The sequence below is a fragment of the Microbacterium sp. 1.5R genome (assembly GCF_007667425.1).
In the GTDB taxonomy this organism is placed as follows: Bacteria; Actinomycetota; Actinomycetes; order Actinomycetales; family Microbacteriaceae; genus Microbacterium.
Genome location: NZ_VDRC01000002.1, coordinates 1,076,414 through 1,091,024, shown reverse-complemented (window position 1 = coordinate 1,091,024; position 14,611 = coordinate 1,076,414). Strand labels below are relative to the sequence as shown.

The following is a 14,611-nucleotide window of genomic DNA, read 5'->3' as shown; positions in this document are numbered from 1 at the left end:
TGACAGATGTGCGCTATGTGGCTATCGGAGATTCGTTCACGGAGGGTGTGGGGGACGTGCTTCCCGACGGACGGGAGCGCGGCTGGGCCGACCTCGTCGCTCAGGGATGGGCCGACGCCGCCGGGCGCCCGATCAGCTACGCGAACCTCGCGATCAGGGGCAAGCTCGCTTGGCCGATCGTCGAGCAGCAGCTGGAACCCGCCCTGGCCCTGCGCCCAACGCATCTGTCGTTCAACGGCGGCGGCAACGACATGCTTCGGCCACGATCGGATCTCGAACACATCGCCGACGCGTTCAGTCGCGTTCTGCGGCGGTGCGATGACGAAGGTGTCACGCTGATCCTGCTCTCCGGTGCGAACCCCAGCGGACAGCTGCCGATGGGTAACGTGGTCCGGCGGCGGGGTGACCTGCTGTCCGAGGCGGTGCTGCGCCGTGTCGAGGATCGACCCGATGTCGTGCGTGCGCTCAACTGGCCTGACAGCGAGCTCGCCCGGCCGCCGTACTGGTCCGAGGACCGTCTGCACATGAACGCGGCCGGTCATCACCGCGTCGCGGCGCGGGTGCTGCACGCGCTCGGCTACGAGCCTCCGGCCGCGTGGTGGTCTCCGAGCGCGGCGGCGATGGCGGGACCCGCCGGGCTGGCCTACTATCGCGAATTCGTCGGCCCCTGGGTCCGACGGCGGCTCACGCGCACCTCCTCGGGCGACGGACGCGCGGCCAAGTATCCCGAGTGGGTCGAGCGGATGCCGAGCGCGTGACCGACCTCGAGTTGCGCCGCCTCCCTGCGGGGAGGGTGACGCTGCACGATGCGCGCCGGAAGATCGAGCGAACCGTCGATCTCGAGAGCTTCGAGATCGGGGTTTTCGCCGTCACCGAAGAGCAGTTGGCCGAGATACTGCCGATCCCCTCGCGGCATCCGCGGAGGCCGGCGGTGGAGGTCAGCTGGCTGCGGGCCGTGCACTTCTGCAACGCTGCGTCGGAGTGGGAGGGTCTCGACCCTGTGTACAGATTCGACGGCGAGGACGTGGAGTGGGACGCGACGGCCGAGGGTTACCGACTGCCCACGGAGGCCGAGTGGGAATACGCCTGCCGCGCCGGTTCGATCGGCCCGCATTACGCACCTCTGACGGACGCCGCGTGGACGAGCGCCGACGGCATCCGTACGCCGCAGGACGTGGGTGGGAAGCTCCCGAATCTCTTCGGACTGTTCGACACGCTCGGGAATGCGTGGGAGTGGTGCTGGGACCTCTTGGACCCTGAACGCTACGGCGACTACCGGGTCTTCCGCGGCGGGGGTTTCGCCGATGAGGCGTGGAGCGTCAGGGCTTCGGTCCGCCGCGGCGGGTCTCCTCGCACCGCGCAGGATGACGTCGGTCTGCGGGTCGCGCGGGGGGCGTTCGACGACCCGCAGCGCGCCCAGGGGTGGGCGGCACAGGACGATCGGGAGAGAGCGCTCTCCGACGGCCCGGTGCCGTTCGGGTGGACTCCGCTTCGCCGCCCCCTCGCGTGACCTCGGCTGGCGACGGCCGTTTTGCTCGGTATACCGAAGTGGTGGAAAGCTGAGGAGGTGACCTCCTTCTCGCTCATCGTCTCGCAGGGCCGAGTGGCCGACCGAACCGACGGCGCGCTCGTCGGTGCCCGCCTGGTGGGGGAGAGGCTTGCCGATCTGCTCGACATCGAGCCGCACGTCGTCGGCTCGCCGAGCCCCGCGAAGACGGACGATTGGACGACGGCGCTGCCCGAGGCCGCGGAGACGCTGCACGGACTCCGTGAGGCCGTGAACGCGGCCATCGACGGCGGGCGGGTGCCGCTGTTGGCCACGAACACGTGCGCGGCGAGCCTCGGAACGCTCCCCACGGTGGCGGAGCGCTACCCCGACGCCGTAGTGCTGTGGATCGACGCGCACGGAGATTTCAACACGCCCGACACCACAGAGTCCGGCTACCTGGGCGGGATGGTGCTCGCCGCCGCCAGCGGCCTCTGGGACAGCGGGCACGGAGCGGGCATAGACCCGTCACAGGTCGTGATCGTCGGCGGGCGCGACATCGACGCCGCTGAGGCTGAACTGCTCGACACGGCCGGGGCGCGTGTGCTCGCCCCCGCCCAGAGCACGCCGGAGCGGATCCGTGAGCTCGTCGCCGGCCGCCCGGTGTGGATCCACGTGGACTGGGACGTGCTGGAGCCCGGCTACATCCCCGCTGCCTACCGTGTCGGAGCGGGTCTGCTTCCGCATCAGATCGCCGCCATCTTCGCCGCGCTCCCGGTGGATTCGATCCGCGGCATCGAGCTCGCGGAGTTCGAGGCGGGTGATGCGGAGGTACCGGAGCGGGTCAGCCTCGAGCTCATCGTCGAGACGTTCCAGCACCTGCTGCGCTGACCGCCACATCGGCCGGGCCCGCGGGGATCAGCGACGCCGGTCCGGTTCGAGTCCCATGCGGATCCGCGTGCGCTTCCGCTCGACGAGGATGAAGGTCATCCCGACGAGCCAGAGGGGGATCGGCATCAGGAACGCGATGCGGAAGGCCTCGAGCGAGTAGCTCTCCGGGGTCCCTGCGCCCTGCAGGTCGAGCATCAGACCGATCAGGAAGATGGCGATGAGGGCGGCGATGAAGCCCCCGGCATTGGTCACACCGGTCGCGGTGCTCAGTCGGTGCGAGGGATTGTGAGTACGGGCGTGGTCGAAGGCGATCATGCTCGCAGGGCCACCGGATGCCAGGGCCACCGCCAGGACGTAGAGGAGCCAGACCGGAGCCGGACCGGGGAGCGCGATGACCGTCGTCCAGGCCACGAGCTGGACGACGACCGCAGGCAGAACGAGCGCGTAGGAGCGCCGGTTCGGCCATCGGCGGGACAGCTCGCCGATCACAGGGCCGAGGGCCATACCGGCGACGACGTACACCGAGATGATGCCGGCTGCGTGTGCGGAGTCGAGTCCCTGCGCCGCGGTGAGGAACGGCATGCCCCAGAGGAGTATGAACGCGGTGCCCGCGAACGGCGTGGTGAAGTGCGACCAGAAGGCGAGGCGCGTACCGGGATGCGCCCACGCCGCACGGATGCCGACGCCCGTGTCGATCGCGGAGGTGACGACGCGCACGACGCCCGTGTCGGTGTTCACCGACACGTCGACGTCTCGCTCCGGCGGACGGTTGCGGATGACGACGGCGACGAGAACGGTGAAGAGCACACCGAGGCCGGCGACGCTGCCGAACGTGATGGTCCAGGATGTCGCATGCAGGAGCGCGGCCAGCGGCACGAGCGCGATCAACTGCCCGGACTGTCCGATGATCCCGGTGAACTGCACCATCACCGGTCCGCGCTGGGCAGGGAACCAGGTGGCGACGAGGCGCAGGACCGCGGGGAACACCGCGGCGTCGCCGGCGCCGAGGAGGATGCGCGCGACGATGGCTATGCCGATGCTGGGGGAGAGCGCCATCGTCAGCTGTCCGACGGCCATCAGCAGCATCCCCACGGTCATGATCGGCCGGGAGCCGTATCGATCGAGGAGGATGCCGATCGGGATCTGCATCCCTCCGTAGACGGCGAGCTGCACGACGGCGAAGAGGGCGAGTGTCGACGCGTCGGCCATGAATCGGTCGGCCGCGTCCACGCCGACCGCGCCGAGCGACGTGCGGTTCGTGATCGCGAGGACGTAGGCGGCCACACCCACGGACCAGATCAGCCATGCCTTCCAGCCTGGGCTCGACACAGGGGAGTAGGCAGCCGACGTCACGCTTCCACGCTACTCCTACCCCTGAGCGGGCTCGTCATCCCTCGTGCCGAACAGACCCGTTCCGAACCGGCTGAGCGCCTCGTACGCTTCCGCGTAGGTGCGAGGCGCTTTCGCGCCCGGGTTGTATCGCGCCAGCAGCAGCCCCGAGAGCCCGATCGCGGGAGCGGTGAGCGGCCGGTGTCTATGCGTGGAGGCTGCAGCGGACGCGTCGTCCTCTTCGGGGTTCCGCCCGACGTACAGTGCGCGGGGCTGCGGCCAGGTGTACGGCTGTCGCGGCTCGGTGAGGGTGACCGCGTTGAAGAGCGGATTGGCGGTCTGGTCGCGTACCGTGAGCGGCGCGAGGCCGTGTTGCCGGCACAGCGTGTTGATCACCGACCCGTGATGCATCTCATCGTGGATCACGGTCTCTTTCCCGGTGTACGCGCTCACGACGATCGCCGGGACCCGAACGCCGAGGCGGTCGAAATGAAAACCCATCTCACCGGGGCCACTGCGGTCAGGGGGCGTGGCCGACGGCGGGGGAACGTGATCGTACGTCCCGCCGTGCTCGTCGAAGGTGACGACCAGCGCCGTGTTCACCGCGTTCGATCCCGTCGGGGACGCGCTGGTGCGAACCGCGTCGTAGATGTCCTGGAGGAGCGCGTCTCCGGCCCGCACATCCGACAGCGCGCTGTTGTACACCGGCACGGACTCGCCGTCGACCTCGATGTCGCTCTCCCGGACGCGCTCACCCCATGGCGGGTGCATGTCGTTGTGGTTGAAGACCATCCGCGGCTCGATGAAGCTGTATGCCGGCAGGTCACCGTTCCGCGCGTCCTCGTAGAACTGCTCCATGACGCGGAAGTGCGACTTCCAGAACGGCTGCAGCACCGGAGCGTGGAGCAGGCCCGTGAGAGACACCAATTGGGACTTGTCGTAATACACGCGCCAGGACACCCCGGCATCGGCGAGGCGATTGAAGATCGTGGGCGCCGCCGGTCCGTCGAGCCACTTCTCGTAGCCGTCACCGCCGTGGTTCGTGACGTACCCGTGCGAGGTGGAGGCGTGGAAGAAGAGTCGATTGCAGAAGGTCTGCGACGGAACGGCCGCATGCCACCTGTCGTACACCGCGAACTCTCGGGCGAGTGTCGAGAGCACCGGCATCATCGCCGGGCTGAAGCCGCCCATGATGACTTGATATTCCTCTGGTCGAGGACGCCGGCCTTTCTCGTTCTCGAAGTTGATGCAGTAGTCCCTGATGAATCCGCTGTTGCTCGCGGCGGTGCTCGTCGGCGGCGTGTTGAACGGGGGGAGGAGCCCGTTCGCGCGGAGGTCCGCGTTCGTCGACGGATCGACGACGCCGAACAGCTGGGTGTTCACGTGCGGATAGTGCTCCCCGGGGTCGGGCTGCGGTGACTGCATGATCGCGTCGGTGGACCCGGAGTACACGTGCGGCTCGATCTTCTCCCCGTCGAGCCCTTCGTTCGCGTACGAGCCCTGGGGGATGCCGTCGAACTGGTCCCGGGTCTTCTCCGCGGCGGTGTAGAGGTGGCCGAGCATATTGTCGAAGCTGCGGTTCTCGAACATCACTGTCACGACGTGGTCGAATCCGGGCGTCGATCTCTGGGGGAGGGGTGTGAACTCGGGCGGGTTGGCGGTGGCTGCCGCCGTCACCGCCGCGCCGGCCGAGCCGCCGATAGCCACGCCGGCGATTCCCAGCCCGGCGCGGCGGAAGAACTCACGACGGGTCGGCGTCGGGGCGGACTCATCGGCGTCGTCGTCGCGAGGTGTCATGGTGCGAGCCTCCATTCCACAGATCCGGCATACAGACTGTGATACACGCACCGCTTCGCTATCGTCTACCCATGCGACGATCGTTGAGGTTCGATCGGAACGCGCGGTTCGGCGCGGCCACCGTGGGCGTCGTTTTCGCGGCATACGTGAATATCGCGACGGATTTCAGCGCATTCGTTCAAGCCGCGAACTACGCGGGCGTGCTCGGAACGGACGTGCCCGCGGTCGACGTGGCGGAGTTCCTCCTCTGCGTCGCTCTCTACGTCGCGTCGTTCGCGATCTTCCCCTCGACCGGCGCGCGTCGTGTGGCCGCCGTCACGCTGGTCAGCGTCGTCCTCTTCCTGTGGGCGGCGGTGGGTATCGAACGGGGAGTGGGCAACATCACGGAGCCGGCGGAGTTCTGGGTCTTCGTCGGCGATCAGGGGCTCGTGACGCTCGCCGCGAGTCTGGGCGGATGGTTGATCGTGCGGGAACGCTGCGCGCTGTCGTTCCTGGTCCTGGTCGTGATCTTCGTGCCGCCGATCATCAGTCGGGTGTTGATCGACAGCTCGGTGACATCCGGATCTTTCACCCTGGCGAAGATCGGTGCGGTGACGCTCCTCGGCATCGGCGGAGCCTGGCTCGCCGCAGCCATCGACCGTGCCGTGGATCGGCGCGGGGAGGCGTCTCCTCATTCAAGCTGACATAATGTGCATTATCGGTTATGAGGCGATCGCCGACTGAGCCTCGCTATTCGACGAACAACCAGCGCACGAGTTCCGTCGGGGTCGGCAACTGGAGAAGGACGCATACCCAGGTGGCGGTCAACCCACCGAAGATGAACGACACACCGAGGGCCGCGACGACCCAGGCCGCCAATCGATCCCGAACAAGTTGTTCCGCGTCGTCTTTCTCACGCTCCGTCGCGAAGGCCGATCTCGCTCGTGCGACCTCTTTGACGAGATGCGCGTTGAACAGTCGCCACGCGGGGAACGTGAACGCGAACAGCAACCCGAGAGTCAGCAGAGCTGAGGCGGCGAAAGGCGGTAGCGCGTCCCAGATCTTCGAGACCAGTCCGCCGGTGAGGGCAAGCAGACCGGCGAGAGCGACCGCTTTGAGTGTCCCGTCGATCTTCGACGAGATGTTGTCCCCAGACATGACGAAACTGTAGCGAGTCGCTCGGGGCGCGACAAGGATCGGACGACGGGGTGCGCGGACGGTTCTGAACAGTCTCCGCGCGAGGGCGAATCGGGTGACAGTGCGAGTCGCTGATGTATAGGCTCGGTCCGTGAACGGTGATTCTGTGGACGTGGCCTGGGACGAGGCGCGATCGGCGAACCGGCAGAACTGGGACGATCGAGTGCCGCTGCATCAGACCGCGTACGGCGTCGACGCCTTCGACGATCCGAGTCACCTCAGCGACGTCGTGCGCGCCGACCTGCCCGTGCTCGAGCGTTTCGTCCACGGCGGCAGTCTCCTCGGGCTCGACCTGTGTCATCTGCAATGCCACATCGGCACCGACACGATCTCCCTCGCACGCGCCGGTGCCCGCGTCACCGGTGTCGACTTCTCCGCGCCGGCCCTGGCGGCGGCTTCGGCACTCGCGCACCGCACCGGGGCGACGGCGAGCTGGGTGCAGACCGATGTACTCGATGCACGGGAAGCCGTGGAGGGCGATTTCGACGTGGTCTACACCAGCATCGGGACCATCTGCTGGCTCGAAGATCTGGACCGCTGGGCGCAGCAGATCGCCGGTCTGCTCCGCGCGGGTGGCACGTTCTTCATCCGTGACGGGCACCCCGCCCTCTACACGCTGGACGAGGACGCACCGGGGCTGTCGATCCGATACCGCTATTTCGGCGATGGACGCGCGCAGCAGTGGGATGATTCGTCGACCTACGCCGGTGACGGAACCGTCTCTCACAGCCGCACCTACGAGTGGCCGCACCCTCTGGCGGAAATCCTCGGCGCACTGCTGCGCGCGGGACTCCGTCTGGTCCACTTCGACGAGGGACGGACACTCCCCTGGCGGTTCAGTTCTCGGATGGTCGAGGTACCCGGGGGCTTCGCCTGGCCGGAGGCAGAACGTGACCTGATGCCGTGTACCTACACGATCGTCGCTCGGAAAGACGCAGAACAACCGACCTGATCGGCCGGGTCGCGCAGGACGCGCGGCATCCGTTCAGCGAGATCGGCGGGTGAAGTTCAGGTGGACCACGCCGAGCGGCGACGGTGTGGCCTCGATCTCGAACCGCTCGTCGAGTCCCTCCAATCCGTCCCACAGCCGCTCCCCTCGTCCGAGCACGATCGGGGCGACGACGAGATGCATGCGGTCGATCAGGTCGGCGGCGAGGAACTGTCGCACCGTCTCGACGCCGCCGCCGATCCGGACGTCTGCGTCTCCTCCGAGCTCACGGGCCCGCCTGAGTGCTTCCACCGGATCGGCATCCAGGAAATGGAAGGAAGTGCCGCCGTCCATCGCGATCGGCTCTCGCGGGTGATGCGTGAGGACGACCACCGGCGTGTGGAACGGCGGATCGTCGCCCCACCACCCTTTCCACTCTTCGTCGGTCCAGGCGCCGCGCTGCGGACCGAACTTGTTCCTCCCCATGATCTCGACGCCGATCCCCTCGCTCCATCGTCGAGCGAACGAGTCGTCGACGCCCTCCGACCCGGGCCCATCGCCCGGTAGCCCCATGCGACGGAACGTCCGTGTGCCGAACGCCCACTGCATCAGCCGCGAGCCGGCGTGCCCGAAGGGGGCCTCCAGCGTCTGATCTTCTCCTGCGCCGTAGCCGTCGAGCGAGATCGTGAAATTATGCACCCGCACCAGAGACATGTTCTCCTCCTTCACCGCGCGTACGCGCCCACGTATGCGGCCAGATGTTCGCCCGTGAGCGTCTCGCGGGAGTCGACGAGCTCGGCCGGTGTGCCTTCGAAGACCACCCTCCCACCGTCATGCCCGGCCCCCGGACCGATGTCGACGATCCAGTCCGCGTGCGCCATGACGGCCTGGTGGTGCTCGATGACGACGACGGTCTTGCCCGACTCGACGAGACGATCGAGCAGGCCGAGGATGTTACGCACGTCCGCGAGATGGAGACCCGTCGTCGGCTCGTCGAGCACGTAGATGTCGCCCTTCTCCCCCATCTGGATCGCCAGCTTGATGCGCTGACGCTCGCCGCCGGAGAGCGTCGACAGCGGCTGTCCGAGGGACAGGTAGCCGAGCCCGACGTCTTCCAGACGGCCGAGGATCGCCGCCGCGGCGGGCAGCCTGGCTTCGCCCTCGGAGAAGAAGGAGCTGGCCTCGGACACGGGCAGGTCGAGTACTTCGGTGATGTCCTTCCCGCCGAGCTTGAACTGCAGCACCGCGGCCTGGAAGCGCTTGCCGCCGCAGTCCTCACAGGGTGTCTCGATGGTGTCCATGAACCCGAGCTCGGTGATGATCACCCCCGCGCCCTTGCACGTGGGGCATGCGCCCTCGGAGTTGGCGCTGAAAAGCGCCGGCTTGACGTCGTTGGCCTTGGCGAAGGCCTTGCGGATCGGCTCGAGCAGCCCGGTGTAGGTGGCGGGGTTGCTCCGGCGGGACCCCTTGATCGCCGACTGATCGATCGAGACGACACCGTCGCGCTTCGAGATGGAACCGTGAATCAGCGAGCTCTTGCCCGACCCCGCCACTCCCGTGACCACGGTGAGCACCCCGGTCGGGATGTCGACATCGACATCCCGGAGGTTGTTCGCAGACGCCCCCCGGACCTCGATGACCCCCGACCTCTCTCGCACAGCGCCTTTCAGCTGCGCACGGTCGTCGAGGTGGAGCCCTGTCCGTGTGCCGCTCGACCGCAGTCCCTCGACCGTCCCCTCGAAGCAGATCTGTCCCCCGGCGCTGCCCGCGCCCGGACCGAGATCGACGACATGATCTCCGATCGCGATCGTCTCGGGTTTGTGCTCGACCACGAGGACGGTGTTGCCCTTGTCGCGGAGGCGCAGCAGGAGGCTGTTCATCCTCTCGATGTCGTGGGGATGCAGGCCGATGGTCGGCTCGTCGAAGACGTAGGTGACGTCTGTGAGCGACGAACCCAGATGGCGGAGCATCTTGATGCGCTGCGCTTCGCCACCGGAGAGGGTTCCCGACGGGCGGTCGAGGCTGAGATACCCGAGTCCGAGAGTCACGAAGGCATCGAGGTTCGCGCGCAGCGCCTCGAGCAGCGGGGCTGCACCTGGCAGGTCGAGCGCCCGCACCCACTCCGCCAGATCAGTGACCTGCATCCGACAGGCGTCCGCGATACTCACACCGTCGATCTTCGACGAACGCGCACCCTCGGTGAGGCGGGTGCCGTCGCACTCTGGACAGGTGGCGAACGTGGCCACGCGTTCGACGAAGGCACGGATGTGCGGTTGCAGCGCCTCGAGATCCTTCGACAGCATCGACTTGGTGATCTTCGGGATCAGTCCTTCATAGGTCATGTTGATGCCCGAGATCTTGACCTTCGTGACTTCGCCGTAGAGGAAGAGCTGTCGCTGCTTGTCACTGAAATCGGCGATCGGCTTGTCGCCCGGATAGAAGCCAGACTGCGAGAACCCCTTCACCATCCAGCCGTCGGCCGTGTACCCGGGCACCATGATGGCGCCCTCGTCGAGCGACTTCGACTCGTCGACGATCTGCGAGAGATCGAGATCGGAGACCGCTCCTCTCCCCTCGCACCGCGGACACATACCGCCGAGGTAGATCGCGTCCTTGACGATCTTCTTCTCACCGCCGGGACCGGTCATCACCCCGCTCGCTCTCTGCGTCGGGATGTTGAAGGAGAACGCGGTGGGGCCGCCGATGTACGGGTGCCCGAGTTTGCTGAAGAGGATGCGCAGCATCGCATTGGCGTCGGTCACCGTGCCGACGGTCGACCGCGGGTTGGCTCCGAGTCGTTCCTGATCGACGATGATCGCCGTCGTCAGGCCTTCGAGCACGTCCACGTCCGGCCGCGGCACCGACGGCATGAATCCCTGTACGAATGCGCTGTAGGTCTCGTCGATCATGCGTCGGGATTCCGCAGCGATCGTGTCGAAGACAAGCGAGCTCTTGCCGGATCCCGAGACCCCGGTGAAGACGGTCAGACGCCGCTTCGGGATGTCGACACTGACCTCCTTCAGATTGTTCTCGCGCGCGCCCTGCACGCGGATGAGGTCGTGGGCGTCGGCGGCGTGCGTCATGGGGTTCCTCGGATGATCGGGACGCCGTCGTCGACGGCGGCGCGTTCACGGTACACCCACAGTCGGACCTCCACCAGCGGAGCGGGGGGACGCCGTGTCCCGCACTCCTCCCCCACGTCAGCCGGTCACCGCGATATTCTGAGCGCAACCCTCACAGGGTTTTCTCAGAAAGGGTCCCCAACCATGTCTGGAACACTCGCGAACGAAGCGAAATCGCTGTTCAGGTCCATCCGCATCACCCTTGCGGTCTCCGGTGCCATCGCCCTCATCGCCGGCATCGTGCTGCTCGTCTGGCCGGTCAAGTCGGCGGTGATCGTGACGGGCATCTTCGCCTCGTATCTCATCATCGCCGGACTCGTCTACATCGGCCTCGGCATCTTCTCGCACCGCCGGGGCGGATGGGCGCGCGCCGGCCACATCGTCCTCGGACTCCTCTACGTCGCGGCGGGTGTGATCGCCTTCGCCAATCTCGGAGTCGCGACCGCGACGCTCGCCCTCGTCGTCGTCATCTTCATCGGCATCAACTGGATCGTCGACGGCGTCGTCTCGTTGTCCCTGCTCGGCCACGACGGTTCGAGGGTGTGGACGCTGCTGTACGCCCTGCTCAGCATCGTCGCCGGCATCGTCGTACTGTTCTCTCCCCTGTATGCGGCAGCCGTGCTCTGGATGGTGTTCGGAGTCTCGCTCGTGGTCCTCGGCGTCGTGCAGATCGTGCGAGCATTCACCATCGGCAAGGACACGAAGAACCTCCCGAACGCCGTGCGCGGCGACACCGCGAACTGACACCTTGAAAGCGCAGAGGGGCCCGTCCGATCGGACGGGCCCCTCTGTCACGCGAGGCGGGTCACTTGGCGGCGAAGCCGCTCACATCGCCCACGAGGCGCGTGTTGTCGACGGGCACCGGGTCGATCGCAGCGCGGGCGACCTCCGCGGCGAACTCCGACACGTTATAGAGCTTGCCGGCCGACTCGCGGCGCTCGGCGATCGCACCGGGATTCGCGCGCTCCAGCAGGGTGGCCGTGATCGTGCCCTCGATCATGTCGCCCGAGACGACGGTGAAGCCGATGCCCTTCTCGGCGAGCTCCGGGATGCGCTCTCGCAAGGCGTCCTCGCCCGCGCGCTTGGAGAGCGCGACCGGCTCGTACTCGCGCATGGTCGGCGTCGAGCGGATGAAGTGCGCCTGGTGACTGGTGACGAACACGACGCGGGCGCCGTCATCGAGCAGCGGGGTGGCCGCGTCGAGGACGTTGAGCTGGGCGTCGCGGTTGAGCGCGAGCGCGTAGTCCTCCGCCATGCCCGACTCCATACCGCCCGACGCGTTCAGCACGAGCACGTCGAGGCGTCCGAACTCGGCCTTGACGGCGTCGAACATCTCCCCCACCGAGGCGGGGTCGGTGAGGTCGGCGCCCACCGTCAGGACACGACGACCGAGTTCGCGCAGCTGCGTGGCGAGCTTCTCGGCACGCGGCGCCTTGTTCCGGTAGTTGATGACGACGTCGGCGCCCGCCTCGGCGAGGTACCGCACCGTGTCAGCCCCGATACCTCGGGACGAGCCGGTGACAAGCGCGACCTTGCCGTCGAGAGAACCTGCGGGAAGAACGTCGGTCACGGTGACTCCTCAAGTGCGTGGATCGCCGTGATCGCACGGCACAGCCAGACTACCAAGACGGCGTCAGGCCCCCCGAGGGCGCACAGGTCGCGTGATAGGTTGACCGCAACAGGGAGGCCGCATGGACAACTTCGCGACGTTCGTAGAGTTCGTCGATCAGTGGGCATGGGTGGGATGGCTGGTGCTCATCGCCCTGTTCCTCGTCATCGAGATGCTCACCCTCGACTTCACCTTCCTGATGCTGAGCTTCGGCAGCGCGATCGGCCTCGTCACCGACTTCCTCGGGGTGCCGGTCTGGGTGCAGGTTCTGGTGGCCGCCGGCGCGGCGGCGCTCTTCATCCTCTTCCTGCGGCCTCCGTTGATCCGACGACTCCATCGTGGTGAAGATCCGACGAAATCGAACGTCGAGGCCCTCGTCGACCTGCGTGGAACCGCGCTGCAGGACATCACCCAGATCTCGGGCCAGGTGAAGCTCAGCAACGGCGACACGTGGACCGCACGCACGGCGACTCCGATGGCGATCCCCCAGGGCTCGCCGGTCGCCGTCACCGCCATCAACGGCGCCACGGCGACCGTCCGACCCGTCAACGACTAGGAGCATCCCGTGAACGACAGCTCGTTCATCCCGGCCGCCATCGGCTGGATCCTCGTCATCGCGATCATCATCTTCGTGGTGGTCACGCTGGCCCGATCCATCCGGATCATCCCCCAGGCCACGGCCGGTGTCGTCGAACGACTGGGGAGGTACCACAAGACCCTCACGCCCGGCCTCAACATCCTGGTCCCGTTCATCGACCGCCTGCGCCCGCTGATCGACATGCGCGAGCAGGTCGTCTCGTTCCCGCCCCAGCCGGTCATCACCGAGGACAACCTCGTCGTCTCGATCGACACGGTCGTCTACTTCCAGGTCACGGACGCCCGTGCTGCGACCTACGAGATCGCCAACTACCTGGGTGCCGTCGAGCAGCTGACCACCACCACGCTGCGAAACGTCGTGGGTGGGCTCAACCTCGAAGAGGCGCTGACCAGCCGCGACAACATCAACGGCCAGCTCCGCGTCGTGCTCGACGAGGCGACCGGCAAGTGGGGCATCCGCGTGGGCCGCGTCGAGCTCAAGGCGATCGACCCGCCCGTCTCCATCCAGGACTCGATGGAGAAGCAGATGCGTGCCGAGCGTGACCGTCGCGCAGCGATCCTCACAGCCGAGGGCTCCAAGCAGTCGCAGATCCTCGAGGCGGAAGGCCGGCGGCAGGCGGAGATCCTCCGCGCGGAGGGCGACAAGCAGGCCGCGGTGCTGCGCGCACAGGGTGAGGCTGAGGCCATCCAGAACGTCTTCAGCGCCATCCACCAGGGACAGCCGGACGACAAGCTCCTCGCCTACCAGTACCTGCAGATGCTGCCGAAGATCAGCGAGAGCGAGTCGAGCAAGCTGTGGATCATCCCGAGCGAGCTCACGGAGGCCCTGAAGGGCATCGGCAGCGCGTTCACGCCCAAGCCCGGTCAGCCGCCCATCGGCACGCCCGGCGCGTGACGCACCCGTACTTCGAGAAGACCGCGCACCCGCGAGTCCTCGCCCATCGCGGCCTCATCACCGCGGAGGGCGAGGACTCGGGCGTGTGGGAGAACTCGGCGGCCGCCTTCGCCGCGGCTCAAGCCGCCGGTGTGGAGTACATCGAGACGGACTGCCAGGTGACGGCCGACGGCGACGTCGTGCTCTTCCATGACTCCTCCCTGCGGCGCCTCACCGGAGACACCCGTCTCGTGCGCGAGGTGCGCACGAGGGACCTCTCCGGCATGTTCGCCGACCACGGCGGCCTGCTGACCGTGGCCGAGGCACTCGCGGCCTTCCCCTCGACCCGCTTCAACATCGATGTCAAGACCGCCGAGGCTGTCGACCCGCTCGGTGTCATCCTGAGGGAAGACACGCACCGAGTCCTGCTCACGAGCTTCGACGACAGGAAGCGTCGGGCTGCCATCGCGTCAGTGCTCCGGGCGGGAGCCGGACTACGCCCCGCGACCTCGGGCGGCAGCCGCACGATCGCCGCGCTCCGTGCGCTCTCGTCGCTTCGGCTTCCCGCCGGCCGGGCGCTCCGCGACATCGACGCACTGCAGATCCCGGAACGCCACGGCGCCCTCCGCGTGCTCACTCCCGCCCTCCTCAGGACCGCCCATCGGCACGGCGTGGAAGTGCACGTCTGGACCGTGAACGACCCGGCGGACATGGTGCGGCTCGTCGGTCTAGGCGTCGACGGCGTCGTCTCCGACCGGGCCGATCTCGCACTGGCTGCGCTACGCCGCTGAGCACCGCAGGC

Annotated in this window: 15 protein-coding genes; 9 read left to right on the top strand and 6 right to left on the bottom strand. The window is 67.4% G+C overall.

Annotated features, from left to right (window positions below; all coding sequences use genetic code 11):
* Positions 1–8 precede the first annotated feature (8 nt).
* From FSY98_RS16135 to FSY98_RS16125, 3 genes are read left to right on the top strand one after another with little or no spacing between them, the layout of a single operon-like run.
* The gene (locus FSY98_RS16135) at positions 9–758 is read left to right on the top strand and encodes an SGNH/GDSL hydrolase family protein (RefSeq protein ID WP_144877782.1); all 750 of its coding nucleotides are present in this window, start codon (positions 9–11) and stop codon (positions 756–758) included.
* Positions 755–1,510: an SUMF1/EgtB/PvdO family nonheme iron enzyme gene (locus FSY98_RS16130; RefSeq protein ID WP_144877631.1), complete on the top strand. Its 756-nt coding sequence runs from the start codon at positions 755–757 to the stop codon at positions 1,508–1,510. Before FSY98_RS16135 ends, FSY98_RS16130 begins: the two co-directional genes overlap by 4 nt.
* A 57-nt stretch (positions 1,511–1,567) precedes the next feature.
* Complete coding sequence (locus FSY98_RS16125; RefSeq protein WP_186307712.1) at positions 1,568–2,377, top strand: arginase family protein; 810 nt, start codon at positions 1,568–1,570, stop codon at positions 2,375–2,377.
* Positions 2,378–2,404: 27 nt separating this feature from the next.
* On the opposite strand, the gene FSY98_RS16120 is transcribed toward FSY98_RS16125, so the two are convergent.
* Positions 2,405–3,730, bottom strand: coding sequence for a nitrate/nitrite transporter (locus FSY98_RS16120; RefSeq protein ID WP_144877629.1), 1,326 nt, complete (start codon positions 3,728–3,730; stop codon positions 2,405–2,407).
* A gap of 15 nt (positions 3,731–3,745) precedes the next feature.
* Entirely contained in the window at positions 3,746–5,503 is a 1,758-nt protein-coding gene (locus FSY98_RS16115) for an alkaline phosphatase family protein (protein ID WP_144877628.1), read from the bottom strand.
* Positions 5,504–5,574: 71 nt separating this feature from the next.
* On the opposite strand from FSY98_RS16115, the gene FSY98_RS16110 reads away from it, so the two are divergent.
* Positions 5,575–6,186, top strand: coding sequence for a hypothetical protein (locus FSY98_RS16110; RefSeq protein ID WP_144877627.1), 612 nt, complete (start codon positions 5,575–5,577; stop codon positions 6,184–6,186).
* Positions 6,187–6,232: 46 nt separating this feature from the next.
* Here the strand turns inward: FSY98_RS16110 and FSY98_RS16105 are convergent, their stop codons facing one another.
* Positions 6,233–6,640 (bottom strand): hypothetical protein, encoded by a 408-nt coding sequence (locus tag FSY98_RS16105; RefSeq protein ID WP_144877626.1) that lies wholly within the window; start codon positions 6,638–6,640, stop codon positions 6,233–6,235.
* Between the two features lie 130 nt (positions 6,641–6,770).
* Here FSY98_RS16105 and FSY98_RS16100 point away from each other — a divergent pair, with 130 nt between their 5' ends.
* Positions 6,771–7,631: a bifunctional 2-polyprenyl-6-hydroxyphenol methylase/3-demethylubiquinol 3-O-methyltransferase UbiG gene (locus FSY98_RS16100; protein ID WP_144877625.1), complete on the top strand. Its 861-nt coding sequence runs from the start codon at positions 6,771–6,773 to the stop codon at positions 7,629–7,631.
* A 33-nt stretch (positions 7,632–7,664) separates the two neighbouring features.
* Here the strand turns inward: FSY98_RS16100 and FSY98_RS16095 are convergent, their stop codons facing one another.
* Both FSY98_RS16095 and FSY98_RS16090 read right to left on the bottom strand, forming a co-directional pair.
* Positions 7,665–8,321, bottom strand: coding sequence for a dihydrofolate reductase family protein (locus FSY98_RS16095; protein ID WP_144877624.1), 657 nt, complete (start codon positions 8,319–8,321; stop codon positions 7,665–7,667).
* A gap of 11 nt (positions 8,322–8,332) precedes the next feature.
* Positions 8,333–10,690, bottom strand: a complete 2,358-nt coding sequence (locus FSY98_RS16090; RefSeq protein WP_144877623.1) for an excinuclease ABC subunit UvrA — start codon at positions 10,688–10,690, stop codon at positions 8,333–8,335.
* A 183-nt stretch (positions 10,691–10,873) separates the two neighbouring features.
* On the opposite strand from FSY98_RS16090, the gene FSY98_RS16085 reads away from it, so the two are divergent.
* The gene (locus FSY98_RS16085; RefSeq protein WP_144877622.1) at positions 10,874–11,473 is read left to right on the top strand and encodes an HdeD family acid-resistance protein; all 600 of its coding nucleotides are present in this window, start codon (positions 10,874–10,876) and stop codon (positions 11,471–11,473) included.
* A gap of 61 nt (positions 11,474–11,534) precedes the next feature.
* Here FSY98_RS16085 and FSY98_RS16080 read toward each other — a convergent pair whose 3' ends face one another.
* Entirely contained in the window at positions 11,535–12,299 is a 765-nt protein-coding gene (locus tag FSY98_RS16080; RefSeq protein WP_144877621.1) for an SDR family oxidoreductase, read from the bottom strand.
* Positions 12,300–12,420: 121 nt separating this feature from the next.
* Here FSY98_RS16080 and FSY98_RS16075 point away from each other — a divergent pair, with 121 nt between their 5' ends.
* From FSY98_RS16075 to FSY98_RS16065, 3 genes are read left to right on the top strand one after another with little or no spacing between them, the layout of a single operon-like run.
* Positions 12,421–12,894, top strand: a complete 474-nt coding sequence (locus FSY98_RS16075; protein ID WP_144877620.1) for an NfeD family protein — start codon at positions 12,421–12,423, stop codon at positions 12,892–12,894.
* A gap of 9 nt (positions 12,895–12,903) precedes the next feature.
* Positions 12,904–13,830 (top strand): SPFH domain-containing protein, encoded by a 927-nt coding sequence (locus FSY98_RS16070; RefSeq protein ID WP_144877619.1) that lies wholly within the window; start codon positions 12,904–12,906, stop codon positions 13,828–13,830.
* Positions 13,827–14,600, top strand: coding sequence for a glycerophosphodiester phosphodiesterase family protein (locus tag FSY98_RS16065; RefSeq protein WP_144877618.1), 774 nt, complete (start codon positions 13,827–13,829; stop codon positions 14,598–14,600). The genes FSY98_RS16070 and FSY98_RS16065 overlap by 4 nt, the downstream gene beginning before the upstream one ends.
* Positions 14,601–14,611 lie beyond the last annotated feature (11 nt).

Excerpts from the sequence above, each read along its gene's own strand:
- FSY98_RS16115 (WP_144877628.1), bottom strand. The coding sequence starts at position 5,503 with ATGACACCTCGCGACGACGACGCCGATGAGTCCGCCCCGACGCCGACC.
- FSY98_RS16110 (WP_144877627.1), top strand. The coding sequence starts at position 5,575 with ATGCGACGATCGTTGAGGTTCGATCGGAACGCGCGGTTCGGCGCGGCC.
- FSY98_RS16105 (WP_144877626.1), bottom strand. The coding sequence starts at position 6,640 with ATGTCTGGGGACAACATCTCGTCGAAGATCGACGGGACACTCAAAGCG.
- FSY98_RS16095 (WP_144877624.1), bottom strand. The coding sequence starts at position 8,321 with ATGTCTCTGGTGCGGGTGCATAATTTCACGATCTCGCTCGACGGCTAC.
- FSY98_RS16090 (WP_144877623.1), bottom strand. The coding sequence starts at position 10,690 with ATGACGCACGCCGCCGACGCCCACGACCTCATCCGCGTGCAGGGCGCG.
- FSY98_RS16085 (WP_144877622.1), top strand. The coding sequence starts at position 10,874 with ATGTCTGGAACACTCGCGAACGAAGCGAAATCGCTGTTCAGGTCCATC.
- FSY98_RS16075 (WP_144877620.1), top strand. The coding sequence starts at position 12,421 with ATGGACAACTTCGCGACGTTCGTAGAGTTCGTCGATCAGTGGGCATGG.